Origin of the sequence: Roseococcus sp. SDR (assembly GCF_019083995.1) — a bacterium.
GTDB lineage: Bacteria > Pseudomonadota > Alphaproteobacteria > Acetobacterales > Acetobacteraceae > Roseococcus.
This window is the reverse complement of sequence record NZ_JAHRCU010000009.1, coordinates 75,408-101,840: the sequence shown is the minus strand read 5'-3', so window position 1 is coordinate 101,840 and position 26,433 is coordinate 75,408. Positions and strand designations below refer to the sequence as shown.

The 26,433-nt window shown below is 70.9% G+C and carries 27 protein-coding genes; 15 read left to right on the top strand and 12 right to left on the bottom strand.

Annotated features, from left to right (window positions below):
* Positions 1 to 21: 21 nt before the first annotated feature.
* Together KTR66_RS12115 and KTR66_RS12110 are read right to left on the bottom strand one after the other, a co-directional pair.
* Entirely contained in the window at positions 22 to 540 is a 519-nt protein-coding gene (locus KTR66_RS12115) for a hypothetical protein (RefSeq protein WP_213612860.1), read from the bottom strand.
* A 71-nt stretch (positions 541 to 611) separates the two neighbouring features.
* Positions 612 to 1,169, bottom strand: coding sequence for a polymer-forming cytoskeletal protein (locus KTR66_RS12110; protein ID WP_249732062.1), 558 nt, complete (start codon positions 1,167 to 1,169; stop codon positions 612 to 614).
* 155 nt (positions 1,170 to 1,324) lie between these two features.
* Between KTR66_RS12110 and KTR66_RS12105 the strand changes: the two genes are divergently transcribed.
* Genes KTR66_RS12105 through KTR66_RS12095 form a run of 3 tightly spaced genes read left to right on the top strand, consistent with a single transcriptional unit; the run spans position 1,325 to position 3,290 of the window.
* Positions 1,325 to 2,302, top strand: coding sequence for an adenosine kinase (locus KTR66_RS12105; RefSeq protein ID WP_213612859.1), 978 nt, complete (start codon positions 1,325 to 1,327; stop codon positions 2,300 to 2,302).
* 11 nt (positions 2,303 to 2,313) lie between these two features.
* Entirely contained in the window at positions 2,314 to 2,820 is a 507-nt protein-coding gene (locus KTR66_RS12100; RefSeq protein ID WP_213612858.1) for a hypothetical protein, read from the top strand.
* The gene (locus KTR66_RS12095) at positions 2,817 to 3,290 is read left to right on the top strand and encodes a nuclear transport factor 2 family protein (RefSeq protein WP_213612857.1); all 474 of its coding nucleotides are present in this window, start codon (positions 2,817 to 2,819) and stop codon (positions 3,288 to 3,290) included. The genes KTR66_RS12100 and KTR66_RS12095 overlap by 4 nt, the downstream gene beginning before the upstream one ends.
* A gap of 12 nt (positions 3,291 to 3,302) precedes the next feature.
* Here KTR66_RS12095 and KTR66_RS12090 read toward each other — a convergent pair whose 3' ends face one another.
* From KTR66_RS12090 to KTR66_RS12080, 3 genes are read right to left on the bottom strand one after another with little or no spacing between them, the layout of a single operon-like run.
* Complete coding sequence (locus KTR66_RS12090) at positions 3,303 to 4,244, bottom strand: ketopantoate reductase family protein (protein WP_213612856.1); 942 nt, start codon at positions 4,242 to 4,244, stop codon at positions 3,303 to 3,305.
* Complete coding sequence (locus KTR66_RS12085; protein ID WP_213612855.1) at positions 4,241 to 5,008, bottom strand: creatininase family protein; 768 nt, start codon at positions 5,006 to 5,008, stop codon at positions 4,241 to 4,243. Before KTR66_RS12085 ends, KTR66_RS12090 begins: the two co-directional genes overlap by 4 nt.
* Complete coding sequence (locus tag KTR66_RS12080; RefSeq protein ID WP_249732061.1) at positions 5,005 to 6,207, bottom strand: M20 family metallopeptidase; 1,203 nt, start codon at positions 6,205 to 6,207, stop codon at positions 5,005 to 5,007. The genes KTR66_RS12085 and KTR66_RS12080 overlap by 4 nt, the downstream gene beginning before the upstream one ends.
* A 114-nt stretch (positions 6,208 to 6,321) precedes the next feature.
* On the opposite strand from KTR66_RS12080, the gene KTR66_RS12075 reads away from it, so the two are divergent.
* The 8 genes from KTR66_RS12075 to KTR66_RS12040 all read left to right on the top strand — a co-directional run bounded on the left by KTR66_RS12075 (position 6,322) and on the right by KTR66_RS12040 (position 14,597).
* Positions 6,322 to 7,293 carry a tripartite tricarboxylate transporter substrate binding protein gene (locus KTR66_RS12075; RefSeq protein WP_213612854.1) on the top strand — a complete coding sequence of 324 codons (972 nt, stop codon included), beginning with the start codon at positions 6,322 to 6,324 and terminating at the stop codon, positions 7,291 to 7,293.
* Between the two features lie 137 nt (positions 7,294 to 7,430).
* Positions 7,431 to 7,985, top strand: a complete 555-nt coding sequence (locus KTR66_RS12070) for a hypothetical protein (RefSeq protein WP_371819110.1) — start codon at positions 7,431 to 7,433, stop codon at positions 7,983 to 7,985.
* A 23-nt stretch (positions 7,986 to 8,008) separates the two neighbouring features.
* Positions 8,009 to 9,511, top strand: a complete 1,503-nt coding sequence (locus KTR66_RS12065) for a tripartite tricarboxylate transporter permease (RefSeq protein ID WP_213612853.1) — start codon at positions 8,009 to 8,011, stop codon at positions 9,509 to 9,511.
* 74 nt (positions 9,512 to 9,585) lie between these two features.
* Positions 9,586 to 10,338 (top strand): SDR family oxidoreductase, encoded by a 753-nt coding sequence (locus KTR66_RS12060; protein WP_213612852.1) that lies wholly within the window; start codon positions 9,586 to 9,588, stop codon positions 10,336 to 10,338.
* 173 nt (positions 10,339 to 10,511) lie between these two features.
* The gene (locus KTR66_RS12055) at positions 10,512 to 11,267 is read left to right on the top strand and encodes a response regulator (RefSeq protein ID WP_213612851.1); all 756 of its coding nucleotides are present in this window, start codon (positions 10,512 to 10,514) and stop codon (positions 11,265 to 11,267) included.
* Positions 11,268 to 11,280: 13 nt separating this feature from the next.
* Complete coding sequence (locus KTR66_RS12050) at positions 11,281 to 12,696, top strand: ATP-binding protein (protein ID WP_213612850.1); 1,416 nt, start codon at positions 11,281 to 11,283, stop codon at positions 12,694 to 12,696.
* 133 nt (positions 12,697 to 12,829) lie between these two features.
* Positions 12,830 to 13,894: a linear amide C-N hydrolase gene (locus tag KTR66_RS12045; protein ID WP_213612849.1), complete on the top strand. Its 1,065-nt coding sequence runs from the start codon at positions 12,830 to 12,832 to the stop codon at positions 13,892 to 13,894.
* Between the two features lie 64 nt (positions 13,895 to 13,958).
* Positions 13,959 to 14,597, top strand: a complete 639-nt coding sequence (locus KTR66_RS12040; protein ID WP_213612848.1) for an MBL fold metallo-hydrolase — start codon at positions 13,959 to 13,961, stop codon at positions 14,595 to 14,597.
* Between the two features lie 6 nt (positions 14,598 to 14,603).
* On the opposite strand, the gene hemN is transcribed toward KTR66_RS12040, so the two are convergent.
* Positions 14,604 to 15,944 (bottom strand): oxygen-independent coproporphyrinogen III oxidase, encoded by a 1,341-nt coding sequence (gene hemN / locus KTR66_RS12035; protein ID WP_213612847.1) that lies wholly within the window; start codon positions 15,942 to 15,944, stop codon positions 14,604 to 14,606.
* Positions 15,945 to 16,036: 92 nt separating this feature from the next.
* On the opposite strand from hemN, the gene hydA reads away from it, so the two are divergent.
* Positions 16,037 to 17,482, top strand: a complete 1,446-nt coding sequence (gene hydA / locus KTR66_RS12030; protein WP_213612846.1) for a dihydropyrimidinase — start codon at positions 16,037 to 16,039, stop codon at positions 17,480 to 17,482.
* 7 nt (positions 17,483 to 17,489) lie between these two features.
* Here the strand turns inward: hydA and KTR66_RS12025 are convergent, their stop codons facing one another.
* Positions 17,490 to 18,440 carry an aldo/keto reductase gene (locus KTR66_RS12025; RefSeq protein ID WP_213612845.1) on the bottom strand — a complete coding sequence of 317 codons (951 nt, stop codon included), beginning with the start codon at positions 18,438 to 18,440 and terminating at the stop codon, positions 17,490 to 17,492.
* 115 nt (positions 18,441 to 18,555) lie between these two features.
* Between KTR66_RS12025 and KTR66_RS12020 the strand changes: the two genes are divergently transcribed.
* Positions 18,556 to 19,530 (top strand): tripartite tricarboxylate transporter substrate binding protein, encoded by a 975-nt coding sequence (locus tag KTR66_RS12020; protein ID WP_213612844.1) that lies wholly within the window; start codon positions 18,556 to 18,558, stop codon positions 19,528 to 19,530.
* Between the two features lie 2 nt (positions 19,531 to 19,532).
* Here the strand turns inward: KTR66_RS12020 and KTR66_RS12015 are convergent, their stop codons facing one another.
* The 3 genes from KTR66_RS12015 to KTR66_RS12005 are packed head-to-tail and all read right to left on the bottom strand — an operon-like array spanning position 19,533 to position 22,664.
* Positions 19,533 to 20,681: an aminotransferase gene (locus tag KTR66_RS12015; protein ID WP_213612843.1), complete on the bottom strand. Its 1,149-nt coding sequence runs from the start codon at positions 20,679 to 20,681 to the stop codon at positions 19,533 to 19,535.
* Entirely contained in the window at positions 20,681 to 21,346 is a 666-nt protein-coding gene (locus KTR66_RS12010; protein WP_213612842.1) for a DNA-3-methyladenine glycosylase, read from the bottom strand. Before KTR66_RS12010 ends, KTR66_RS12015 begins: the two co-directional genes overlap by 1 nt.
* Positions 21,291 to 22,664 (bottom strand): carbohydrate porin, encoded by a 1,374-nt coding sequence (locus KTR66_RS12005; RefSeq protein WP_213612841.1) that lies wholly within the window; start codon positions 22,662 to 22,664, stop codon positions 21,291 to 21,293. Before KTR66_RS12005 ends, KTR66_RS12010 begins: the two co-directional genes overlap by 56 nt.
* Before the next feature lie 117 nt (positions 22,665 to 22,781).
* Between KTR66_RS12005 and KTR66_RS12000 the strand changes: the two genes are divergently transcribed.
* A complete protein-coding gene (locus tag KTR66_RS12000) occupies positions 22,782 to 23,486 on the top strand; it encodes an RraA family protein (RefSeq protein WP_213612840.1) in 705 nt (234 codons plus the stop codon).
* 142 nt (positions 23,487 to 23,628) lie between these two features.
* Entirely contained in the window at positions 23,629 to 24,126 is a 498-nt protein-coding gene (locus tag KTR66_RS11995) for a thioesterase family protein (protein WP_213612839.1), read from the top strand.
* Here the strand turns inward: KTR66_RS11995 and KTR66_RS11990 are convergent.
* Positions 24,123 to 25,205 carry a glycosyltransferase gene (locus tag KTR66_RS11990; protein WP_213612838.1) on the bottom strand — a complete coding sequence of 361 codons (1,083 nt, stop codon included), beginning with the start codon at positions 25,203 to 25,205 and terminating at the stop codon, positions 24,123 to 24,125. The genes KTR66_RS11995 and KTR66_RS11990 overlap by 4 nt on opposite strands.
* The gene (locus KTR66_RS11985) at positions 25,202 to 26,431 is read right to left on the bottom strand and encodes a glycosyltransferase family 4 protein (RefSeq protein WP_213612837.1); all 1,230 of its coding nucleotides are present in this window, start codon (positions 26,429 to 26,431) and stop codon (positions 25,202 to 25,204) included. The genes KTR66_RS11990 and KTR66_RS11985 overlap by 4 nt, the downstream gene beginning before the upstream one ends.
* Positions 26,432 to 26,433: the final 2 nt, after the last annotated feature.

The following is a 26,433-nucleotide window of genomic DNA, read 5'->3' as shown; positions in this document are numbered from 1 at the left end:
TTCCCTTTCATGGGGTCCGGATCAGGCGTCCGACCCGGCCTCCTCGGCCAAGGGGGCGGCCAAGGGGGCTGGCACAGGAAGGGGATCAGGCCGGGGCGGGGCGGCGTGGCGCGAATTCGCCGCCTGGGCCGAGATGTCGCGCAGGCAGGAGGCCTCGCTGCGCTGCGCGAGGCCCCCGGCGCGGGCCTGGACATGGGCGACGCGCGGGCCGGAGGCGCCGGCATAGAGCACGATGTCGAGCTGGCAGCCGCCGCCGGAATAGAGCCAGACCTGCGCCGGCCCTTCGGCGCGGCGCAGCATGGGCTCGCCCAGCGCGGCGCGCACCGCCTCGGGCGTCGCGCCCAGCAGCGAGGCGGCCTGGTGGGGATGGCCCGCATGGGGTGCCGCGGCCCTTGGGCGGGGCGCCGGCGTGGGGGCGCCGAGCGCCTGGAGGGTGGCGCGGTGCGAGTCCAGGATGGCCTCGGCGGCCTCCCGCTCACGCTCCGGCCCGCCGGTGCAGGCGGTGAGCGCAAGCAGGGGAAGGATCAGGCGGCGCGCCATGGCCGGGGGGGTCCTGAACGGAGGCTCAAGTCGAGAAATCCCGCCGCGGGGGCGGCGGGACGGGAGGTGGGTCAGCCCTCGCCCTGCAGCATTTCCATGCTGCCGACGATCTGGCCGCCCTCTTCGACCGAGAGCTTCTTGTAGCGCGCCATGCCCTTGATCTTGCCGGTCGAGCGCACGACGAGGTTGCCGCGGGCGGTGACCGTGCCGTCGAACAGGCCGGCGATCTCGGCATCCTCGACCTGGACTTCGCCGCGGAAGACGCCGGTCTGGGCCACGGAGAGCTCGGCCGCCTGGATCATCTGGCTCTCGACCGTGCCCTCGACCACCAGCCGCTCGGCGTCGGTGACGGTGCCCTGGAGGCTGATGCCGCGGCCGACGATCAGCGTGCGGCGCTCATTGCCGGCGCTGGTGATGGGGCCGCCGCGGGCCGGCATGGCGGCCGGGGCGGGCACGCCGGGGCGCACCGGGGCGTTGCTGGGCTTGGGCGGCAGGCCCATGGGCGCGCTGTTGGCGGCGGGCGCGCGATAGCTCGGCATGGTCAGCTCCGCGTCGCGGGGCACCCCGCCATTCGTGCCTTCCTGGGCGGAATCGGCGTTCTCATCCTTTTTGCGACCGAAGATCGACATGGAGGCGTTCCTTCAAGATCCGAGCGAAGAGGGCGGTGTATAACGCGCCGCCGTGGCCGGGCAACGGCCGTCTGTGAAGATTTCCGCACGGCTTTGCATTTCCCGGCGGGGAAGGCTACCCCGAGCCCTCGACTGGACCCGGAAGACAGCCCCGCATGAGCCTCACCTCCCTCGATATCCTCGGCATCGGCAATGCCATCGTGGACGTTCTCGCCCCCACGGATGACGCCTTCCTGGCCGGGCGCGGCCTGCCCAAGGGGGGGATGCAGCTGATCGACACCGCCCAGGCCGAGGCGCTCTATGCCGCCATGCCGGCGGGCGTGGAGAGCTCGGGCGGTTCAGCGGCCAATACCTGCGCGGTGGCGGCGGCGCTGGGCGCCAAGGTCGGCTTTCTCGGCAAGGTGGCCGCCGACCAGCTGGGGCAGGTGTTCGCGCATGACATCAGGGCGGCAGGCGTGCACTTCCCGACCGCGCCGCTGGCCTCCGGCGCGCCCACGGCCCGCTGCCTGATCCTGGTGACGCCGGATGGCCAGCGCACCATGAACACCTTCCTCGGCGCCTGCGTCACCTTCGGGCCGGAGGATGTGGACGCGGCCGAGGTGGCGCGCGCCAAGGTGGTCTATCTGGAGGGCTACCTGTTCGACCCGCCGGCGGCGCAGGCCGCCTTCCGCGCGGCGGCGAAGGCCGCGCATGCCGCGGGCCGCAAGGTCGCGCTGACGCTATCCGATCCCTTCTGCGTCGGCCGCCACCGCGACGCCTTCCGCGCCTTCGTGGCCGAGGAATGCGACATCCTCTTCGCCAATGAGGCGGAGATCCTGGCGCTGTATGAGACGGAGGACTTCGAGGTGGCGGCCGCCCGCGTGGCGCAGGATGTCGAGATCGCCGCACTCACGCGCAGCGAGCAGGGCTCCGTCATCCTCTCGGGCGGGCAGCGGCATGTGGTGGCCGCACAGCCGACCGCCGTGGTGGACACGACCGGCGCGGGCGATGCCTATGCGGCGGGCTTCCTCGCCGCCTGGACGGCGGGCAAGCCCTTGGCCGAGGCCGGGCGTTGGGGCAGCATCGCGGCTGCCGAAGTGATCAGCCATTACGGGGCCCGCCCGCAGGCCGATCTCAAGGCGCTTGTCGGATAGGAACTTCGCTGATGCGCCATCTCTCGCTTGCAGCGGCGGCCCTGCTGTTGGCCGCCCCCGCTACCGTCATTCCCGCCTGGGCCCATCACGGGGAGCGCCATCCGGCGCCCAATCTGATGGCCCAGGCGGCCACGCCGGACTCCATCCAGGAATTGCAGCGCCAGCGCCGCAACCCGGACGTGCCGCCGGGCGTACAGGCGCAACGCCGGGACGCGGCGGATGCCGATGCGGCGAGCCTCGATGATGCGGCGGCCCAGCTGCGGGCGGCGGCCACCGCTCTGCGCAGCGGCCGCGCCGGCCAGGCCAATGAATTCCTGGAGCGCGCCGAATCCCGCCTGCTGACGCGCAGCACCGTCCCCGCCCAGGCCGGACAGCCCGTGCAGGGCGGCCCGGTCGGCCATATCGCCGCCGCGCGCGCGGCGCTGCTGGCCAATGACCGCCCCAAGGCGCAGGCGGAGATCGAGGCGGCGCTGACAGCGCTGAACCGCCCCGCCCCCGCCCGGCGGGCCCGGCCGTGAGCCCGGCCCCCGCCCTGCCCGAGGCGCCGCCCGCCATCCGCGACGCCGTGCTGGATTGGCTGACCCGCTTCTCCGCCACAGTCCGGGAGGTGGATTACCTGAGCGCCTACCCGTTCTGGCACCCGCGCATCATCGCCTTCGGCACGGTGCAGCCCATCGTGGAGGGGCTGGAGGTGTTCAGGGACCGGCAGTGGGAATCGGTCTGGCCGAAGACCACCGATTTCGCCTTCCGCCTGGATGTGACGCGCGTCCTGGCAAGCCCGGATGGGAAGATGGCGGTGGCCATCGCCCCCTTCACCTCGTCCGGCTACCAGCCGGACGGCACGCGCTTCGACCGGCCTGGCCGCACCACGCTCATTCTCGTGCCGGGCGACGGGGCCGAGCCCTGGATCGCGGTGCACAGCCACATGTCGCTCGCGCGCGGCGTGCCGGCGGACAGCCACGCCAACCGGCCCGTGAAGGCGCGGTAAGGGCCGCGGGAGCTACCCCGCCCGCGCCGCCTGCCGGGCGAGGGAGACCAGAAGCTCGAAGACCGGCGTCGCCACGCCGGCTTCGCGCGCGAGTTGCAGCGGAACGCTGATCAGCGCCTCGAATTCCAGCGTCCGCCCGGCCTCCAGATCCTGCAGGATCGACGGTTTATGAGCGATGCCGACGGAGCGGAGGATCTGCGCCTCCGGGTCGCCCGGCACCGGATGGCCGAGCGCGGCGGCGATGGCGAGGCCCTCATGCATCACGGCCTTCGCGGCGGCCAGCACCACCGGGTCGGTGAAGGTCGTCTTCATGTCCTGACGCGTCAGCAGGCAGATCGGGCCGTTGGTCAGGTTGTTGAGCAGCTTGGTCCAGATGGCGGTGCGGATGTCGGTGGTGGCGACGCCACCCATGCCTGGGCCTTCCAGTGCCTCGGCCAGCGCCTGGATCCGCGGGCTCATGCGGTTGTCGAGTTCACCGAAGATGACGCGGTTGGCGGCACTCAGCACGCGGACCACGCCGGGTTCGGTGACCGTGCAGGCGGACCAGACGACGCCACCGATGGTGCGATCGAGGCCGATCCGCGCGCGCACGACGCCGCCGGGGTCGAGGCTCGTCAGCGTCTCACCCCACCACCAGGGGATGCCGTTGATGACGAAGACGACGGGCGTCTCCGGCCCCAGCAGCGGCGCGATGGCCTCGGCCACGCCGGTCACCGCCGGCGCCTTCACGGTGACGATCACGGCATCCTGCGGGCCGAGGGCGGCCGGGTCCTGCTCCGCGCGGGGATGGGCGGTAAAGCTGCCGTCCGGCGCCTCGACGGTGATGCCGCGGGCACGGATCGCCTCCAACTGCGGGCCGCGCGCGATGACGCTGACCTCCGACCGGCCGCGTGCCACGAGGCGGGCGGCGACATGGCTGCCGATGGCGCCGGCGCCGAAGATGGTGACCTTCATGCATCGCCCTTCATGGCGGTGAGCAGCGCGGTGGCGGCGGCGACATGCCGCGCCACGATGCGCGCGCCGAGTTCGGGGTTCGCGCCCGAAGGATCGGTCGCCTGCACGCCGCCGGGCGCGATCTCGGGCAGTTCGATCGGCACGCCGAAATCCACGCCGTCAGCCCGGATGGTGCCGAAGCCGCTGACGGGCAGGCCGAGGAAAGGCTCGGGTGCCGCGCGCGGCGCGAGCTTGCCGGGGTCACAGAGATCGGGGCGCAGATGGAGCGCCACGGAGGCGACGGGATCCCCGCCATGGCCCAGCGCCTCGGGCGCGCCGCCCAGTTCCGCCTGCCAGGGGCCGGCGGTTTTCCAGAGATGCAGCACGGGGATGATGACGCCATGGCTGCGCCGCAGCGCGCGCTGCGCGTCCTCGATGGCGGGAATGTTCCCGCCATGGCCGTTGACGATGAGGATGCGGCGCGCGCCGCCCTCATCCAGCGCGACGAGGATTTCCGTGATCAGCGCCGTCAGCGTGGGCGTGCTGAGTGCCACGCCGCCCGGCACGCCGCGGAAGAAATCCACGCCGCCGAAGGCGACCGGCGGCGCGACCAGCGCGTCCCCCGCGGCTTCCGCGATGCGCAGCGCGATCGCCTCGGCCAGCAGATAGTCGCCCATCGGCATGGCGGGCCCGTGCGTCTCGGTGCTGCCGAGCGGCAGCAGGATGGCGTGGCCGGCGGCGATGCGGCGCGCGACCTCGGGCGCGGGAAGCTCCGCGATCCTCACGACAGCATGTCCACCGCGATGCGGCTCAGCGCCTGCACGCCGAGCGCGATGCAGCGCTCATCCGGCTGGTAGTTCGCGTTGTGCAGCTTGTCGTCCCGGCCCGGCGCGCCGGCGCCGACGCCGAGATGGAAGGCGGGGGCGCGTTCGGCGAAGGCGGCGAAATCCTCGGCACCCATCGAGGGCGTGCCCTCGTGCACCACCTCGCCGAAATGCGCGCGCACGCTGGCGATGGCGGGTTCCAGCACGCGGTCGTCATTCACCAGGCTCGCCACCATGCGGCGATAGGTGATGGTGGCCTCCATCCGCATCGCGGCGGCGGTGTGCTCCACCAGGCGGCGGATCGCGTTTTCCGCGACATCGCGCGCCTCGGCGTGCAGGGTGCGCACCGTGCCCTTCAGGTGCACGCGCTCGGGGATGATGTTGTAGGTCGTGCCGGCCTGGAACATGCCGACGGTGACGACGCAGGGATGCAGCGGCTTCTGCTCGCGCGCGACCACGGTCTGCAATTGCGTGATGAGATGCGCCGCACCCACGATCGGGTCCACCGCCGCGTAAGGATGCGCCGCATGGCCCGACTTGCCGCGCAGGATGATGTCGAAGCGGTCGGAAGCGGCGAGCGAGGGGCCGCGCACGAAGCCGAAGGTGCCGACGGGCTTGTCCGGGTGGTTGTGGAAGCCGATGGCCATGTCGATGCCTTCCGCCGCGCCATCGGCGATCATGGCGGGCGCGCCTTCCAGCACCTCCTCCGCCGGCTGGAAGATCAGCACGACGCGGCCGGCGAGATTCTCGCGCAGGCCGTTCAGGATCTCGGCCGCGCCGAGCAGCGTGACGGTATGGATGTCATGTCCGCAGGCGTGCATCTTGCCGTCGAACTTGCTCGCGAAGGGCTGGCCGGTCTCTTCATGGATGGGCAGCGCGTCCATGTCGGCGCGCAGCGCGAGCGTGGGGCCGGGGCGCGCGCCCTCGATCACGCCGACGACGCCGGTGCGGCCCACGCCGGTGCGATGCTGGATGCCCATGCGCGTGAGTTCCGCGGCGACGATGCCGGCGGTGCGGACTTCCTCGAAGGCGAGCTCCGGATGGCTGTGGATGTCGCGCCGGAGCTCGATCAGGCGCGGCTCCAGGGCGGCGGCCTCTTCGCGGATGCGGGTGGCGGGATCATTGGTGAGCATGTTCTGGGCCTCGCTGCGGTGCTTCATCCTCCCCCTGAGCTTACGGACTGTCCAGGGTTCCGGCTTGTAAGCCGCGGGGCAGCGTGCCATAGCGCCGTTAATGATCGGCCCCAATCAGGCCACAATCACGGGGGTGCATGGATGTTCGGGAAGCTGACGCGCCGCCATGCGCTGATGGCCGCCGCCGCCTTCGGGCCGACGCCGGCGCTCGCGCAAGCTTGGCCCGTGCAGCCTATCCGTCTCATCGTTCCCTTCGCGCCCGGCGGCACGACCGATCTCATCGCGCGGTTGGTGGCGACACCGCTGCAGGAACGCCTGGGCCAGCCCATCATCATCGAGAACCGGCCGGGCGCCGGCGCCACGGTGGGCAGCCTGATGGCCGCACAGGCCGCGCCCGATGGCTATACGCTCGTGCTCTCCAACATCGCGAGCCATGGCATCTCGCCCACGCTGTATCCGAACATCCGCTACGATGCGGTGCGCGACTTCAGCCATATCGCGCTGCTGACGCTGAACCCCTCGGTCTTCGTCGCGAATCCGCGCGCGGGCATTTCCAACATGGCGGATTTCGCGCGGGTGCATCGCGCGAGTCCGCGCGGGCTGGACATGGCAAGCAGCGGCGCGGGCAGCTCGAACCACCTGCTGATCGTGCGCATGGGGCAGATCCTGGGGCGCGAGATCAACCACATCCCCTTCCGCGGCGCGGGCCCGGCGATGACGGCGGTGATCGGTGGCCAGGTGCCGCTGATGAGCGACAGCCTGCCCTCGGCCGCCTCGCATATCCGCCAGGGCAGCGTGCGCGCGATCGCGATGAGCAGCGCGGAGCGCCATCCCTCCTTCCCGGATGTGCCGACGCTGCGTGAGCAGGGTTACGACCTCGTCACCAGCTCCTGGTTCGGGCTTTCCGGGCCGGCGAGGTTGCCGCAACCTGTGGTTGAGCGCCTCTCCCGCGAGGTGCGTGCGATCCTCGCCATGCCGGAAATCCGCGCGCGCTTTGCTGAAATCGGCGGCACCGCGGGTGAATTCTCGCCCGAGGAATACTCGAACTTTGTCTCGTCGGAGGTCGCCAGCTGGGCCACATTGGTTCGCGAAAGTGGCGCGCAACCTGACTGATTCGTAAGATTTGATCCCAGGCGCGCTTGGCGCTTGGCAGTTCGTGCGAAATGCCGGAAGGTCCGGCACGACGTTTGGGAGTCTGGCTTATGCAGTTGAAGATCAACGCCAAGGATCTGGCATCAGGAATCTTCCTGGTGCTCGTCGCGCTCGTGGGGCTTTACCTCAACCAGGATCACAGCCTGGGCACGGCGCGCCGGATGGGCCCGGGCTACATGCCCATGATGGTCTTCTACATCCAGGCCGGCCTTGGCGCGCTGGTGATCTTCTTCAGCCTGTTCAGCGGGCCCGATCCGCTGGAGAAGTGGACGAAGATGGACTGGGGCAGCCTGGCGCTTGGCATCGCCGCCGGCACCCTGGCCTGGAAGCTCTCGCCTTCCGTCTGGGGTTTCTTCGGCCAGACCTACAATGCGGTGGGCCTCGGCATCACCGTGGGCTTCCTGGTGATGGCGATCTCCGCCGGCTGGAAGCTGCTTGCGATCATCTGCGCGGCGGTGGCGCTGTTCGGCCTCATCCTCGAGAAGGGCGGCTTCTTCGCCGCGCTGACGGCGGTGATCCTGGTGAGCTGCGTGGCCGAGCACACCCACACCAAGAAGGGCGTCGCGGGCCTGCTCGTGTTCCTGCTGGTGCTGTGCTGGTGGGTCTTCATCTACGAACTCGACATCCGTGTGAATCTGTGGCCGCAGAGCTGAGTGCGGGATAGGGGATAGCGACCATGGAACTGCTTTTGACCAACCTCGCGCATGGCTTCGGCGTTGCGCTCTCCTTGCAGAACATCAGCTTCGCCCTGTTGGGCGCGCTGATCGGCACGGCGATCGGCGTGCTGCCGGGCATCGGCCCGGTGGCGACGATCTCGCTGCTGCTGCCCATCACCTTCGGGCTTCCTGCAACCACCGCCATCATCATGCTGGCGGGCATCTTCTACGGCGCGCAGTATGGCGGTTCGACCACCGCCATCCTGCTGAACCTGCCGGGTGAGGTGTCGTCCGTCGTCACCACGCTCGAAGGCTACAAGATGGCCCGCAACGGGCGCGCGGGCGCGGCACTCGCCACCGCGGCGCTCGGCTCCTTCTTCGCCGGCTCCATCGCCACCATCCTGGTGGCCGCCTCCGGCCCGCTGCTGACGCAGGTGGCGTTGAGCTTCGGCCCGGCCGACTACTTCTCGCTGATGCTATTGGGCCTGATCATCGCCTGCGTGCTTGCGCAGGGCTCGATCATCAAGGCCGTCGGCATGGTGGTGCTGGGCGTGGCGCTGGGCCTGGTCGGCACCGACGTGCAGACCGGTCAGCAGCGCTTCACCTTCGGCATCCCCGAGCTGTCTGACGGCATCGGCTTCGTGCCCATCGCCATGGGCATGTTCGGCATCGCCGAGATCGTGCTGAACCTGGAGCGGCCGGAATCGCGCTCGGTGCTCAGCTCCAAGGTGGGTTCGCTCTGGCTGACCAAGGATGAGTTCAAGCGCGCGACGCCCGCGGTGCTGCGCGGCACGGTCGTCGGCTCCTTCCTCGGCATCCTGCCGGGCGGTGGCGCCTCGCTCGCGGCCTTCGGCTCCTACATGATGGAGCGGAAGATGTCGAAGGGCCGGCACATGTTCGGCCAGGGCGCGATCGAGGGCGTGGCCGGTCCGGAAGCGGCGAACAACGCCGCGGCGCAGACCAGCTTCATCCCGCTGCTGACGCTGGGCATCCCCTCCAACGCCGTGATGGCGCTGATGGTGGGCGCGCTGATCATCCAGGGCATCCAGCCCGGTCCCCGCATGGTGGAAGCGCAGCCCGACCTGTTCTGGGGCCTGATCGCCTCGATGTGGATCGGCAACCTGATGCTGCTGGTCATCAACCTGCCGATGATCGGCATGTGGGTGAAGCTGCTGCAGGTGCCCTACCGCTTCCTGTACCCCTCGATCCTGGTGTTCTGCTGCATCGGCGTCTACTCGCTGAACAACAACGTGTTCGACGTGTACATGACCGTGCTGTTCACCGTCTTCGGCTACATGTGCAACAAGCTGAAGCTGGAGCCCGCGCCCCTGCTGATCGGCTTCGTGCTCGGCCCGATGATGGAGGAGCACCTGCGCCGCGCCATGCTGCTTTCGCGCGGCGACTGGTCGGTCTTCATCCAGCGCCCGATCTCGGCGACCATGCTCGGCATCGCGGCCACCGCGCTGGCGCTCATGCTTCTGCCGAACATCCGCAAGGGCAAGGACAAGGCGCTCGCCGAGTAAGGCCGGGCGCTCTTCCCGAAACGCGCCGCGGAGGGCAACCTCCGCGGCGTTTTTCGTTTGGGGAGGGCGTCGGGATGGATCTTCAACTGCAGGGCAAGGTGGCGCTGGTGACGGGCGCCTCGGCCGGCCTCGGCCGGGCCATCGCGAAGGAGTTGGCGGCCGAGGGCTGCCGCCTCGCCATCCTGGCGCGCCGCCGCCCGCTGCTGGAGACGCTCGCCGCCGAGCTGCCGGCCAGTGCGGAGCCGCTCATCATCGAGCAGGACTTCACGGCCAAGGATGCGGGGGAGCGCGTGCGGGATGCGATGCAGGCGCGCTTCGGCCGCTGCGACATCCTGGTGAACAATGCCGGCTCCTCCCGCCCGCAGGAGGGGCTGGGCGCGGACGAGGCCTGGATGGAGGCGATGGAGATCAACTTCCATGCCGGCCGCCGCATCACGCATGCGCTGGTGCCCATGATGCAGGCGCAGAAATTCGGCCGGATCATCAACCTGACGGGCCAGGACGAGGCCTGGATGATCAATGCGGCCAATGCGCCGAACGGCGCGGTGCATATCTGGGCCAAGGCGCTGAGCCGCACGCTGGGGCGGGACGGCATCACGGTGAACTCCATCCCGCCGGGCCGCATCCGCTCCGAGCAGATCGACCAGCGCATCCTCCCGACGGAGGAGGCGCGGCGCGCCTGGGCCGAAAGCCAGGTGCCGGTCGGCTATATCGGCGAGGCGCGGGACCTGGCGGTGCTGGCGACCTTCCTGGCCTCGCCGCTCGCGCATTACATCACCGGCCAGGTGATCCATGTGGATGGCGGGACGAGACGTTTTCCGCATTGATCGGGACCGCACGAAGGCTTTGCCCTCGTGCCCCTCAGACGCCGGGCGGGCCGCGTCCGCGGCCCTTGGCTTCGCCGCATAAGCGGCGACGGCCTTTCGGCCCTGCGGGCCGCTTGCCCCGCTGTTACAATTGGCGACGGACCGATACGGGGGTGGCTGTTACAATCTCCGCCATGGAACCCGCCCCGCATATCCTTGTCCTCGACGACGACCGTGAGATCCGTGAGCTTCTCGGGAAGTTCCTCGAGAAGCAGGGCTTGCGCGTGACGCTGGCCCGTGATGCGCGGGAGTTGCGGAAGGTCTGGCCACTGGCGCGCTACAGCCTGGTGGTGCTGGACCTGATGCTGCCGGGGGAATCCGGCCTCGATGTCGCGCGCTGGCTGCGCGGGCAGTCCAACATCCCGATCGTCATGCTGACCGCGATGGGCGAGGAAACGGACCGCATCGTGGGCCTGGAGCTCGGTGCCGATGACTATATGGCCAAGCCCTTCAACCCGCGCGAATTGCTGGCGCGCATCCGCGCCGTGCTGCGCCGCGCCGAGGGCGCGCAGGCCATGGCGCAGACCAGCGAGGATGCCAGCGCCAATATCCGCTTCGCCGGCTGGCTGCTGGAGCCCGCGCGGCGCCGCCTGATCAACCCGCAGGGTGCGGAGGTGCCGCTGACCGGCGGCGAGTATGAGCTGCTGACCACGCTGCTGGAACGCCCCAACCGCGTGCTGACGCGCGACATGCTGATGGACCTGCTGCACAACCGCCAGCCTGGGCCCTTCGACCGCGCGATCGACGTCGCGGTCTCTCGCCTCCGGCGCAAGCTCGAGGATGACGGGCGCAACCCCTCGGTCATCAAGACGGTGCGCGGCGGGGGCTATGTGCTCTCGGCCACCGTGGAGCGTGGCGAGAAGCCGGCAGCCGAGCGCGCGGCGGAATGAAGCGCCCCCGGTCATGAAAAGGCTTTGGCCGGGGAGCCTGGCCGGCCGCACCGCGCTCGTCCTCATCCTGGGGCTGATGGTGGTGCAGGCGGTGGGCCTCACCATCCACGCCTTCGACCGCGTGGAGCTGCAGCGGGCGGCCGAGGCGCGGGAGACGGCGCTGCGGATTTTCGGCCTGTGGCGCGCCCTGGTCACCGCGCCGCCCGAGCGGCGCGCGGCCATCCTGGCCGAGGCCGAACTGCCCTCCACGCTCGGCGCCACCTATGACGCGCATTCGACGCTGCCGGCCGGCCTGCCGCATGTGCCGCTGCCGATGGCGAATTGGTTCCGGCTGGATGCGGCCGCCCCGCCGCCACCCCCGCCGCCGCGACCCCGCCCGGATTTCGAGGGCGCGCCCCGCCCCGCGCTGCGGCTGGAGGGCGGGGGCCTGCCGCCGCCGCCGCGCCGCTTCCGGCCCATCGAGGTGCAGTCCGGCGCGCTGGGGCGCAGCAGCTTCGCCGTCTCCATGCGCTTCCCGGACCAGGGCTGGCTGAACCTTACCATCCGCATTCCGCCGCCGCGCCCCTGGCATTCCGACAACTTCCTCGTGGCCTTCCTCGCCATGTCTTTGGCCGCCGCGCTGATGACCTGGTGGGCGGTGCGCCGCCTGACGCGGCCGGTGACGGACCTCGCCGCCGCGGCCGAGCGCCTGGGCCGCGGCGTGAACGCGCCCCCCTTGCCGGAGAACGGCCCGCGCGAGGTCGCGACCGCGGCCGCCGCCTTCAACACCATGGCGAGCAACATCCGCCGCTTCGTGGCCGACCGCACGCAGATGCTGGCCGCCATCAGCCATGACCTGCGCACGCCCATCACGCGCCTGCGCCTGCGCGCCGAATTCCTCGAGGATGACGACCAGCGCGCGAAGATGCTGGCTGACCTCGCGGAGATGGAGGCGATGATCGCCGCCACGCTGACCTTCGCGCGCGATGATGCGGCGAATGAGCCGGCCGCGGCGGTGGACCTGGCGAGCCTGGCCCGCACCGTGCTGGACGAGGCGGCGGATGCGAGCCCCGGCCACGCGGATCGCATCACCTATGCGGGGCCGGAGCACCTGGTGCTGCAGCTGCGCCCGGTCGCGATGAAGCGGGCGCTGGCGAACCTCGTCGGCAATGCGCTCAAGTATGGCGATGCCGCGCGGCTGACGCTGGAAGCCCGTGCCAAGGGCGCCGTGCTGACGCTGGATGATGACGGGCCGGGCATCCCCGAGGCGGAGCAGGAGGCGGTGTTCCAGCCCTTCCGCCGCGTCGAGGCGAGCCGCAACCGCGAGACGGGCGGCACGGGCCTCGGCCTCACCATCGCGCGCAGCATCCTGCGCGCGCATGGCGGGGAGGTGACGCTCGCCAACCGCGAGGGCGGGGGCCTGCGCGTAATCGCGCGCCTGCCCGGCTGACACCCGACCCCCATTCCCCTTGCACGTTGGCCCGGCATGCGGGAGTCTGCCGCCAAGCGCCCGACCTGCGCCCCCTGATCGCTGCCGGGCGGTCGGGGCGAGAGAGGCGCGGGGAAGCACAGGAGGAACGCGCATGGCGATGACCCTCGGGCGACGGATGATCCTCGGCGCGGGCGCCGCGCTGCCCTTCCTCGCGGCCACGCCGCGCCCGGCGCAGGCCTGCTCGCGCGCCCTGTGGAACTGGCCGGGCCTTGGCGTCTTCGTCGGCCGCAATCTCGACTGGTTCGAGGATTGCGAGAGCAACCTCTGGATCCTGCCGCGCGGCATGGAGCGCAGCGGCGCCACGCCGGTGAACCCGCTGCGCTGGACCAGCCGCTACGGCAGCCTCGTCGTCACGGTCTACGACAACACGGCCGTGGATGGCGTGAACGAGGCCGGGCTCGCCGCGCATGTGCTCTATTTGCCGGAGACGAGCACCGGCCCGCGTGATCCGGCCAAGCCCGGCCTCGCCATCACGCAATGGATCACCTGGTATCTCGACACTTGCGCCTCCGTGGCCGAGGCGGTGGAGCGCACGCGGGCGGAGCCCTTCCAGCTCCGCATGTCGGTCGAGCCCAATAGCGGCATGGCCGGCACGGTCCATCTTGCGCTGAACGACCGGAGCGGCGACTGCGCGATCCTCGAATGCATCAACGGCCGCATCAACATCTACCATGACCGCCGCTTCGTGGTGATGACCAACCAGCCGACCTTCGACAAGCAGCTCGAGAATCTGCGCCGCTTCCAGGGCTTCGGCGGCACGGAGCGGCTGCCCGGCACGCATGAGGCGGCCGATCGCTTCGTGCGCGCCGCCTATTACGTCACGCACCTGCCGACACCGCGCAACCAGCGCGAGGCGGTGGCCTCCATCATGAGCGTGATGCGCAACGTCTCCGCCCCCTTCGGCGTGGCGGATCGCTCGCGCCCCAACATCGCCACCACCATCTGGCGCAGCGTGATCAGCCTCGAGCAGCGGACCGTGTATTTCGACGGCGTCTACAGCGCCAATGTGTTCTGGGTGGATTACGGCCGCTTCGACTTCGCGCCAGCTTCCGGCGTGAGGAAGCTCGAGGTCGTGGGGAATTACGACCTGATCGGCGATGTGGGCGGCCGCTTCGCGCCGGCCGCGATGTTCACGCCCCTGCCGGCCAACGAGTAAGGCCGCCCGGGGTGGCCGCGCCGGGCGCCGGGTGATACAGCCCGCGCTCGCAAGGAGGCCCGACATGCCGCTCAAGGCCAGCATCATTCCCGTCACACCCTTCCAGCAGAATTGCGTGCTGGTCTGGGACGACCAGAGCCTGGAAGCGACGGTGATCGATCCGGGCGGCGATGTGGCGCGCATCCAGCAGGAAATCGCGGCGCGCGGCGTGACGCTCAAGCAGATCCTGCTGACGCACGGGCATATTGATCACGCGGGCGGCGCGGATGAGCTGCGCGAGAAGACGGGCATTCCCGTCACCGGGCCGCATCGCGCGGATGCCATCCTGCTCGACCATCTGGAGCAGCAGGGCCGCGCCTATGACATTCGCGGCGCGCGCAACCTGGTGCCGGACACCTGGCTCGACGAGGGCGCGCAGGTGACGATCGGCGGTGTCACCTTCGACGTGTTGCATTGCCCGGGCCATTCACCGGGCAGCCTTGTCTATGTGAGCAAGGAATTGCGCATCGCCTTCGTGGGCGATGTGCTGTTCCAGGGCTCGATCGGCCGCACCGATTTCCCCTATGGCGACCATGAGGCGCTGATCACCGCGATCACGACGAAGCTGCTGCCGCTGGGCGATGACATCGCCTTCGTCTGCGGCCATGGGCCGGGCTCGGATTTCGGGACGGAGCGGCGGACCAATCCGTTTTTGCAGGGTTAGGCCGCGCTACACCGCGGCGCTGTGCCGCCCCTTGCCCTGGCCCAGATAGGCATCGAAGCAGGCGGCCACGTGGCGCAGGAAGGGGCGTGATTCTTCCGGCACGGTGAGCCAGGCGCCGCTGAGGCGCACCACGCCCTGCGCTTCCAGCACCTCCAGCGCCGGGCGCGCGGTGGCGAGCACCTCGGGCGGCAGGGCGTCGAGGTCGAGCGCCAGGTCGCACATCACCCGCTCGATGGCGGCGCGGCGGGTGATGTCCTCCTCGGTGAGGGTCAGGCCGCGCGCGATGGAGAGGCGCCCGGCTTCGACGGCGGCGACGTAGCCGCGTTCGTCGGGGATGTTCTGCGCATAGCCGCGCGGCGTCGCACCGATGGAGGAGGCGCCGATGCCCAGCAGGTATTCCGCCTGGTCCGTCGTATAGCCCTGGAAGTTGCGGCGCAGCCTTCCGTCGCGGCTGGCGCGGGCCATGCTGTCATTCGGCCGGGCGAAATGGTCGAGGCCGATGGAGACGAAGCCGGCCGCGCGCAGCGCCTGGGCGGCGACATCGGCCTGCTCGAGGCGCGCCTCGGCGCCGGGGAGTTCCTCCATGCGGATGGCCTTCTGCGAGGGTTTCATCCAGGGCACATGGGCATAGCCGAAGACGGCCACGCGGTCCGCGCCGAGCTCGGCGGCCAGCGCCGCAGTGGCGCGCACATGCTCGCAGCTCTGGCCCGGCAGGCCGTACATCATGTCGAGATTGATGCGGCTGATGCCGGCGCTGCGCAGGCGCGTGACGGCCGCGGCGACCATCTCGGCCGGCTGCACGCGGCCCATGCGCTCCTGCACCTCGGCATTCGCGTCCTGCAGGCCGAGCGAGGCGCGGTTGAAGCCGGAGGTGGCCAGCGCGTCCACCACCTCCTGCGTGAGCGTCCGCGGGTCGAGCTCGACGGAGAGTTCGGCCTGGGGGGAGAAGGGGAAGAGGGCGCGCAGGCGGCCCATGAGCTTGGTCAGCCGCGCGCCGCCCAGCGCACTCGGCGTGCCGCCGCCCAGATGCAGGTGCTGCACCAGGCCATCGGCCGGGAGCGCGCGGGCCAGCGTGCCGGCCTCGGTCTCGAGCGCGGCCGCATAGCGCGCGATGCGCGCGTCATTGCGCGTCACCGAGGTGTGGCAGCCGCAATACCAGCAGAGCTCGTGGCAGAAGGGGATGTGGACGTAGAGCGAGAGCGCGGAGCCCGCCGGCATGGCGGCGAGCCATTCGCGGTAGAGCGCCTCCTCCATCGGCCCGAAATGCGGCGCCGTCGGGTAGCTCGTGTAGCGCGGCAGGTTCGCGGTGAGCGAGACGGTGGGGGTGGGGCGAGCGAGGGTGTCCATGCGAGGGACGGTGCGCGCCACCGCACCGCCCTGTCCTTGCGCCGGATCAAGCTGCCGCGCCATGCTGGCGGCGCAAGAGGAGACAGGGCTTCATGGCGGATTACGACCTGGTGGTGCGCGGCGGCGAGGTGGCGACGGGCTTTGGCACGGTTCGTTGCGATATCGGCGTGAAGGGCGGGCGCATCGTGGCGCTGGCGGAGCAACTTCCGGCGGCCGGCGCCAGCGTGGATGCGGCGGGCCTGCTGGTGCTGCCGGGCGGCGTGGACAGCCATTGCCACATCGAGGAGCCCAACCCGCATGGCGTGAACGAGGAGAGCTTCCAGAGCGCCTCCCGTGCCGCCTTCGCGGGCGGGACGACATCGGTCGTCTGCTTTGTGCCGCAATGGAAGGGGCATGGCGTGCTGGAGCGCTTCGCGGACAGCTCCGCCCGCGCGGCGAAGGGCATGGTGGACTACGCCTTCCACCAGATCATCAGCGACGCGACGGAGGAGGTGCTGGAGCGGGAGATCCCGCAGCTGGTGGCGAAGGGCGTGCGCAGCCTGAAGGTCTTCCTCACCTATGAGCCGCTGCATGTGAGCGATGCGGATTACCTCAAGGTGCTGGTGACGGCGCGCAAGCATGGCTGCCTGGTCACCGTGCATTGCGAGAATTATGCGGCGATCAACTGGCGCACCGAGGCGCTGCTGGCGGCCGGCATGACGGCACCGAAGTACCACGCGTGGTCCCGCCCGCCGGTGGTGGAGCGCGAGGCCACGCACCGCGCCATCGCACTCGCCGAATTCGTGGACCAGCCCATCCAGGTCTTCCATGTCAGCTGCGCGGAGGCGGCGGAGGAGATCGCACGGGCGCAATTGCGCGGCGTGAAGGTCTGGGGCGAGACATGCCCGCAATATGTGACGCTGACCGCGGAGCAGATGGATCAGCCGGGCTTCGAGGGTGCCAAGTTCATGTGCAGCCCCGCGCCGCGCGACGAAGCGGAGCATGCGCGCATCTGGGATCTGATCCGGCGCGGCGTGCTCGACGTCGTCTCCTCCGACCACTGCGCCTTCAGCTTCGCGGGCGACAAGGGCAAGGCACAGAACGGCCGCGATGCGAGCTTCCGCGACATTCCGAACGGCATCCCGGGCCTCGCCGCGCGGCTGCCGATCCTGTTCAGCGAGGGTGTTTCCAAGGGGCGCATCAGCCTCGATGACTTCGTGCGGCTGACGGCGACGAATCCCGCGCGGCTGATGGGCCTGGCGCCGCGCAAGGGCAGCATTTCCATCGGCGCCGATGCGGATCTGGCGCTGTGGGATCCGAAGGCGAAGCGCACCATCACCAATGCGCTGATGCAGCACGCCATCGACTACACGCCCTATGAGGGGCTGGAGGTGACGGGCTGGCCGGTGATGACCATCCGCCGTGGCGAGGTGGTGATGCGCGATGGCGTGGTGCAGGCCGAGCCGGGGACGGCGCAATACCTGCCGCGCGGGCCCTATGACATGGTGAAGCCGCGCGGGGTGCTGGCGAATGGCTTCGACGCGGCGCCGCCGCTGTAAGGCTCCCTCAATCCGCGATAAGGCCCGCCGGCAGCGGGCCCTTCGCGACCGCCGCCACCGCGTGGTCCAGCTCCTCCAGGCTGGAGGTGCCGATGATGTTCGTCGCGATCTCCTTCGCGCCGATGACGAAGCGCAGCGCGAGCTCCACCAGATCCGCCGCATGGCCGGCCTCGACCAGCGGGCGGAAGCGCTGCGCCGCCGCGACATCGGCGGCATAGCTGGCGCCCGAGGCGATGGGCTCGACCTTGGCGACGCCCAGCGGGCTGCGCGCCTCCGTCCCGCTCAGCGCGCCGCCGGCGAGGATGCGGATCGCCATGACGCCGACATCCTGCGCCACCGCATGGCGGATGATGCCGCCGAGGTCGGGCACATCGGGGCGCGCGGGGGCGATGCCGCTCGGGTTCAGCAGGTTGTAGGGGATCTGCGCGGTGGCGAAGCCGCCGGCATCCAGCACCTGCCGCAGCGCCTCCGCGTCACCGAGGCCGGTGATGCCGAAGAAGCGGAATTTTCCCGCCGCGCGCGCTCGCTCCAGCGCGGGCACGGCCTCCTCCAGGATCTGCGCCGGCGTGAAGGCGGGCTCCTGCCCCGCGAGGGTGATCGGGTTGTGCAGCTGGAAGATGTCCACGCTCTCCATGCCGAGGCGGCGCAGGCTCTCCTCCAGCGAGGTGGTGATGCGCCCTGCGATGTCGCCGCGCTGGGGCGCAAAGACGCGCACCTTCGTGCCCACCACCGGTCGCGCGGAAAGCCCGCGCAGCGCGCGGCCGAGATTGCGTTCGGAGGCGCCGTCGCCATAGACGGCCGCCGTGTCGAAATAGGTGATGCCGTGATCGAGCGCGCGGCCGATGGCGCGGTCCTGCTCCGCCGCCGTGCCCTTCACCATGAGGCCGCCGATCGCCCCGCACCCATAGCCGAGCACCGAGACGGAAAGCCCCGTCCGGCCCAGTCGCCGCTGTTCCATCGCGCCTCTCCCTGTTCGGCTGATGCTGGGGCAGCGCCGTGCTTGCGGCAAGCGCGGCCGCTGCGTCATGCTTTCCCGGAACCGGCCGCAGATGCCGGGTTGGAGGATGATGCCCATGTGGTCACGCCGCCTGCTGCTCGCCGCAGCGCCCAGCCTTGTCCTCTCGCGTGCCGCGCACGCCGCTTATCCGGACCGGCCGATCCGTGTGATCGTGCCCTTCGCGGCCGGCGGCAATACCGACATCCTGGCGCGCATCCTGGCGGCCCGCATGGCCGAGCGGCTCGGCCAGCCCATGGTGATCGAGAACCGCGCCGGGGCGGGCGGCAGCGTGGGCGCGGAACTCGTCGCACGCGCCACGCCGGATGGGTACACGCTGCTGTTTGGCGCCGGTGGGCCGCTGACGGCCAACCCGGTGCTACAGGTGCGGCTGCCTTACGATGTGGAGCGCGATTTCCGGCCGATCGGCCTGGTCGGCATCCTGCCCATGGTCTGCCAGGTGACGGCGCGCCTGCCCGCGCGGAACCTGCCGGATCTGCTGGCGATGATGCGCGCGCGGCCGGGCCAGGTGACGGTGGCCACGCCAGGCAATGGCAGCGCCGCGCATCTGGCGCTCGAGCTGCTGATGGCCAATGCGGGCGTGCGCGCCTCGCATGTGCCCTATCGCGGCGGCAGCGCGATGATCCCGGACCTGATCAGCGGCGCGGTGGAGGTGGCGATGGTGGAGCTGCCCTCCGCCTATCCGCTGCACCGGGACAACCAGGCGCCGATCATCGCCATCGCGACGGAGCAGCGCTCGCCCCTCATGCCGCAGGTGGGCACCTTCATCGAGGCGGGGCTGCCCGGCTTCACCGCCGGCAGCTATGGCGGGCTGCTGGCGCCGAGCGGCGCGTCGCCCGAGGTGGTGGCGGCGCTGCATGCGGCACTGGCCGCGACGCTGGGTGAGGCGGCCGTGCTCTCGCGCATCGCGGAGGTGGGCGCCATTCCCTCCATCGAGGCGCAGCGCTCGCCAGATGGCTTCGCCGCCTTCCTGCGGCAGGAGCTGACCAATGCGCGGCGCGCGGCGGATCTGGCGGGGTTGCGGCCGGGCTGAGCTCAGCCCAGTCCGGCCAGCCGCGCCGGCAGTTCGGCGAGGCGCTCGGCTTCCGCATTGGCGAATGCAAGGCGCAAATGGCGCTCCTGCCCTGGGCCGAAGAAGGGGCCGGGCAGCGTCATCAGCCCCTGCTCGGCCGCCAGCCATTCCGCCGCCGCCATCGCGTCCGGCGCGCTGGCGGGCAGGCGAAGATAGGCGAAGTAGCTCCCCATCGCGTCGATCCAGTCGCTGTTGAGCGCGGCGCGGCAGGCGCTCGCGCGCGCCTGCATGATCTTGCGATTGTCCGAGCGCCAGTCGCGCAGCGCGGGAATGGCCCAGGCCAGCACCTGCTGCGCGGGGCGGGCCGGGCAGATCTGCAGCGTGTCGAGCGCCTTGGCCAATTGCTGCTGGAAGGCCGTGCCGGCGATGACGGCGCCGAGGCGATGGCCCGGAATGCAATAGGCCTTGGAGAAGCTGTAGAGATGCACCAGCACCTCGCCCCAGGCCGGGTCGCTGAAGAGGCGATGCGGCACGGTGTTGGGGAGGAAGTCGCGATAGGTTTCGTCCAGCACCAGCGCAATGCCGCGCTGGCGGGCGAGTTCGGCGAAGCTGGCGATGACCTCGGCCGGATAGACGGCGCCGGTCGGATTGTTCGGTGTGACGAGCAGGATTGCGCGCGTGCGCCCGTCGATCAGCGTGGCCGCCAGCGCCGCATCGGGCACGAAGCCATCCTCGGCACGGCAGGGCAGCGGGCGGGCTTCGACGCCCGCCATGCGCAGCGCCATCTCATGGTTGAAATACCAGGGCGTGGGGACGAGGACATTGTCGCCGGGCGCGGCCAGCACCTTCATCGCCATGGCGAAGGCAAGGTTGCAGCCGGCGGTGATCGCCACATGCTCCGCGCCGATGGCCGCACCGTAGAAGCCGCTCGCATCCTCGGCCAGCGCCGCGCGCAGCGCTTCGTCACCCGCGATGGGGCCATAGCCGGCGGCGCTGCGCTGGGCCGCCGCCTCGCCCAGGCGCGTGAGCAATTCGGGATGCGGCGGATAGCCGGGCACGGCCTGCGTGAGGTCGAGCGCCTGGCCGCGTTGGCCCTGGTAGCGTGCGGCCCAGGCGCGGGCGGCCGGGATGGGCGGCTCGGCGGTCGAGAGAATGGTGGACGAGAAGCGCATCAGGGGTCCTCGATCAGCGGGCGGCCGGTCTCGTGCCGCCAATGGTGCCAGAGCAGGCGCGCCGCCAGCGAGCGCGCGGGCGACCAGGCCTCGGCCATGCGGGCCAGCGCGCGCGGCGCGGGGCGCGCCTCCAGCGCGAAGAGATGCCGCGCGGAATTGGCCAGCGCGATGTCGCCGGAGGGAAAGATGTCGGGCCGCGCTTCGGCGAAGAGCAGATGCACCTCCGCCGTCCAGGGGCCGAGGCCCTTCACGGCGCTGAGCATGGCGATGGCTTCCGCATCGGGCAGCGTGGCCATGCGCTCGAAATCCAACGTGCCGTCGAGGCAGGCGGTGGCGAGGCTGCGCGCATGCTGGGCCTTGGGGCGCGAGAGGCCGGCCGTGCCACAGAGCGTCGCGTCATCCATCGCGAGCAGGCCCGCTGGCGTCAGTGCCCCTGGGAGTGCGGAGAGCCGCCGCCAGATGGCGCCGGCCGCCTGATTGCTGATCTGCTGGCCGCAGATGGTGCGCAGCAGGCCGGCGAAGCCGCGCGGGCGCGTGCGCCAGGGCAGCGGGCCCGCGCGCTCCTCGATGCCGGCGAAGCGCGGCTCGGCGGCAAACAGCGCGGTTCGGTCAGAAGGCGACGCGCAGCCGGGCGGTGAAGATGGAGACGGGACCACGATCGGCATTGTAGGCCGGGTTCACCACCAGGGCATAGCCGAGCGCCCCGTGCAGGCCGGGGGCGAGGCGCGCGTCGTAATAGGTCTCCGTCACCCATTCCGGGCTGTAGTTCAGCCGCCCGTCGCCGGTGATGAAGCCGATGCCGCCATCCTCGAGGTAGCGCCGGCGCCCGCCGCTGATGAAGCCGATATTGGTGCCGAGGCCGATGGTATCCGCGGGCCGGCCCCAGCGGTTGCCCATCAGCGTCCCACCGAAGCTGATGGCGCGGTCCATCTCGGTGAACATCCAGTTCTGCGTCTGCCCGTCATTCCAGGAGGCGCGGGCGAAGATGCCGAAATCCTCGGTGATCTGCTGGTCGAAGGAGAGGGTCGCGTTGTTCTTCGCGCGATAGCCGTAGGGGTTGATATCGAAGGTCTGGAAGCCGTTGCTGAAGAGCTCGTTCCAGCGCGACTGCCGCGCGCGCGAATAGCCGTAGATCAGCCGCAGCGCGCCCTCGCGCTCGCCGAACTTCCAGAAGCGCTCCAGCGAGGCGATGAGCTGGAAGCCGCGCGTGATCGAGGGGTCGAGGAAGAGGCTGTTCACCTCGCGCGCCACGCGGAAGGCGCCGCCGCGCAGCGCCCAGGTGCCGTTCTCCCATTCCAGCGCGAGCCCTTCCGTATAGCCGCGCGCATCGGCCGCGTAGTCGAAGGCGCCGCCGCCCACCAGGGCCCAGGACATGAACTGCGTGCGCGGATCATGCGCGTAGCGGTTGTCGTCGAAGATGTCCCAGACGGAGAACTTGCCCGCCGTGATGGTGATGCGCTCGCGCGGCAGCGGCTCGGTGAAGCGCAGCGGGTCATTGTCCGGCGGGACCATATCCTCCGACAGCGCGATGGTCTGGCGCACGAAGACGCGCGGGAAGAAGAGCACCGGCTCGGTGCTGCCGAGGCGGAAGGCCTCGCCATTGGGAAAGCTCGCGACACCGGTGGAATTGGAGATGCCGAAGCCGCGCGTGACGGCGGCGTTCACGATCACCTCCGCTCCATGCCAGAGGCGCCTTCCGATCACGAGGTCGGAGGAGAAGGTGTTGCGCGCCTGGGGCTGCGGCAGCAGGCTCGCCGCCCCCTGATAGGGCGAGCGGAATCCCGCATTGCCCTGCAGGATGAAGGTGGCCTGGCCGCGGATCAGCCAGCCCTGTTCCTCCAGCCGATCCTGCTTGGCGGCGAGGCTCGGGATCATCGCCTCCGACGGATCGCCGATATTGGGCGTGCCGGCCGAGTTGAAGCGGCCGGTCTGCGCGCTCGCGAGACCGGGCAGCATCAGCAGCAGGAGCAGCAGCGCGCGCACGCGGCGATGCTGTAGCGCCGTTCCGCGCCCTGTCCAGCGCATCACGAATCTGTCACGCCCCGGTTTGACGCGCGCGCCGCCGCGCCCGACACTGGCGCGAACCTCAGGAGGAACACCATGGTCACGCGCCCCTATACCCAAGCCGATCTCGACGCGCTCTGCGAATGGGACACGCCCACCATCTGCAACGCGCTGGAACTCGTGGTGCCCGCGCGGCGCGGCCATGGCTTCACCGTCCGCACCTTCGACTGCGCCCACCCCTCCATGAAGCCGATCTGCGGCCCGGCGCGCGTCGGCACCATCCGCGCGCAATTCCCCTCGGGCCGCACCAAGGAGCAGGACCGCGCGTCGCGCATCGGCTGGTACGAGTATGTCGCCAACACCGACATGCCGACCGTGGTCGTGCTGCAGGATCTGGACGACGTGCCGGGCACCGGCGCCTTCTGGGGCGAGGTGAACACCAATGTCCACAAGGGGCTGAAGGCGCTGGGCTGCGTCACCAACGGCTCGATCCGCGACCTCGACATGGTGGCGCCCGGCTTCCAGCTGCTCGGCATCATCAACCCGAGCCACGCCTATGTGCATGTGGTGGATTGGGGCCGGCCGGTGACGGTGCACGGCATGCAGGTGGTGCATGACGAGGTGGTGCATGCCGACCGCCATGGCGCCGTGACCATCCCCGCCGATGCGGTGAAGGCGCTGCCCGCCGCGATCGATCTGCTGAGCCGCAAGGAGGCGGTGATCCTGGAGATGGCGAAGCGCCCGGATTTCGACATCGGCAAGCTGCGCGAGGCGCTGGCCAAGTCCGACGATATTCACTGAGTTTATGCCCTCAGACGCCGGGCGCGCGCTCCGCGCGCTTGGCTTCGCAAAGCTGAAGCTTTGCGCCGGGCCTATTCGGCCCGGATTCTCGGGGCGCGATGCTTGTTCTTCGTTTCTGCTCTGGTCGGGTTGGGGAGGCTGCATGCCCTTTGTCGAGGATGGTCCGGCGCCGCGGCTGGAGGATGGCTGGTTCCGCTGGGATGAGCCGCTGGTCGCGGTGAAGCGCGAGTGGGTGGACAGCTATCGCCATTTCAACATGGGCTACTACCTGGTCGCCTATGACCTGCAGACCGACCGGCTCTGGCCGCATCTGGGGCTGGGCACCTCGCTCAAGAAGGGCGGCCTCGGCACCTTCGCGGCGGAGGCCTGGCTCGACTACCAGCGCGAGATGACGGAGGCGATGCCGATCGGCGCGGAGAGCATGGTGCTCGCTGCCGATGACAAGCGCCTGCTGGTGAAGCACCGGATGTTCCACTTCACCGAGGGCTGGACCGCCTCGGAGCATGAGGTGCTCTATCTCTGCGTGGACCTGAACATCCGCCGCGTGACACCCTGGCCTGCGGATGTGCGGGAGATCCTGGCGAGCCGCGCGACGGGCGAGCCGGCGAAGCGGCTCGCGCTGCGGCGGCGGGGCGCCTAGGCGAGCAGCTCGCGATAGAGCGCGACGAGCTTCTCCGCCTCGGCGGGCCAGCCCCAGGCGCCGCGGGCGGCCTGCCAGCCGGCCTCGCCCAGCGTCGCGCGCAACGCCGCATCGCCCAGTTGCGCCACGGCGGCGGCGATGGCGCCCGCATCCGTCACATCCACCAGCAGCCCGCAGGCGCTGCCCGTCACGATGTCGGCCACGCCTGTCGCGAAGCGGGGCGCAATGACGGGCAGGCCCAGCGCCATCCCGTCGAAGAGCTTATGCGGCAAAGCGAGACGGTGATTCTCCTCGCCCGGCTGGAACAGGATCAGGTTGACGTCCGCCATCGCCGCGCGGGCCATGGCCGCCTCGGCCGGGAGCCAGCCGGTGCAGGTGATACGGCCGGCCAGGCCCCGCGCGGCCGCCGCGTCATGAAAGGCCGCCTCGCTGCCATCGGTGAAGCGGCCGATGACCAGTAGGCGGGTCTCCGGCGGGCACTGCGCCAGTGTCTCCAGCAGCACGGGCCAGCCGCGAGCCACACCGATGGCACCCAGATGCAGCAGCGTCACCGGGCCTGGGCCGTGCCGGCGTCGGGGCAGGTTTTCGGGCACCAGCGCGTGGTTGCGGACGGCTACGCAGCGCGCGCCGGGGAAATCCTCGGCGAGGCCGTCCTTCGCGAGCACCACGGCATCGGCGCGGCGGCCGAGGGCCGCCATCACGCGCCGGATCGCGCCCTGTGCCACCGGCCGCAGCCAGGCGGGCAGGCGCGCGTCCAGGCGTGAGGGATAATGCTCATGGACGTCGAGCACGAGGCGTGCCCCCGTGCGCCGGGCGGCGAGCCAGGCGATGATCCAGGCATCGGGCTCTGAGGCGTGGATCACGCGCGGCTGCAGGGCGACGGCACGCGCATGCAGCGCCCGCCAGCGCCGCCAGCGCGGGGCGGGCGGCACCCCCTCCACCGCCACGGGGCCGATGGGGCGCGCGGGTGCGGGTGAGAGATGGGTCACGGCCCAGCCGGCCGCGGCCAGGCTCTCGCCCTCCTTGCGGACCACGCGCATGTCGTCGCTCGGATGCGCCGCGGAGAGCAGCAGGATCATGCGAGGGCCCTCGCGGGGGCGGCGGCCAGCGCGCCTTCGACGGCGGTGACGAAGCGCGTGGCGAGCTGGCGGCGGTCATGCTGCCGCTCGGCCAGGCGGCGGGCGGCCTGACCCATCGCCTCGCGCCGGGTGGGCTGTTCGGCCAGGCGGCGCAGGGCGGCGGCCATGGCGGCGGGTTCCGCATGGGTTTCACCGCAGCCGCCGGCCTCCAGCAGCCGCGCCGCCTCGCCCGGGACGTTGGAGAGCACGGGGCGCCCGGCGGCGAGATAGTCCATCAGCTTGTTGGGCGCGGTCCATTCGGCGAAGGCGGGGATGGGCGCGAGGCAGAGGAGGCCCACCTGGCTGCCGGCCAGCAGCCGCGCCAGCTCCGGCTTGGGCATCGGGTCGAGGAAGCTGAGGTTGGCCAGGCCGCGCGCCGCCGCCTCCGCCAGCAGGGCGGGCTTTTCGCCGCCCTCGCCCACCAGCAGCAGGCGGATGCGGCGCTCTTCGCGCAACAGGGCCGCCACCTCCAGCAGCTGGTGCAGGCCATTGGCCCGGCCATGCGCGCCGGCATAGACGGCCAGCATCTCGCCGCTGCCCGCGCCATCCGGCCGCCAGGGCGGGACCTGCGGGCCGAAGAGATCGAGGTCACAGCCCTGGCCGATCACGCGGAGGCGTTCGGGCGGCGTGCCACGCCGGCGGGCGGTCTCGGCCATGCCCTCGGTCAGCGCCACCACGGCCGCGGCCTCGCGGCAGGCGGCGCGGGCCAGGCGTTCCATGGCGTGCAGCAGCAGCGGGCGGCGCAGGCCCATGGCGGCAGGGAGCTCGGGCCAGGGGTCGCGCATCTCGAAGAGGAAGGGCGTGCCGCGCGCCTGGCGGGCGAGCAGCGCGGGGATGGCGACGCTGAGCGGGGTGGAGCTGGCGATCACCAGGTCCCATCCGGGCCGGAGCGCGAGCCGCGTGGCGCGCGCCGCGTAGCGCAGGAAGGCGCCGATGCGCGCCGCCTCGCCCATCGCATTGCCGCAGGGGATGGCCCATTCGAGCACCTCGAAGCCCGAGATGCGGCCCTGGCGGGCGCCCCGCCGAAAGGCGCCTTCGAGGCCGGTCACTGCGCCCTGCCATTGGCCGCAGGCCAGCGTGACGGCATGCCCGGCCTGCGCCAGGGCGCGGGCCTGCGCGTGGCTGCGCGTGGCGGTGGCGCCGGAGGGCGTGGAGAAATGCTGGTGAAGGTAGAGGATCCGCGCCAAGG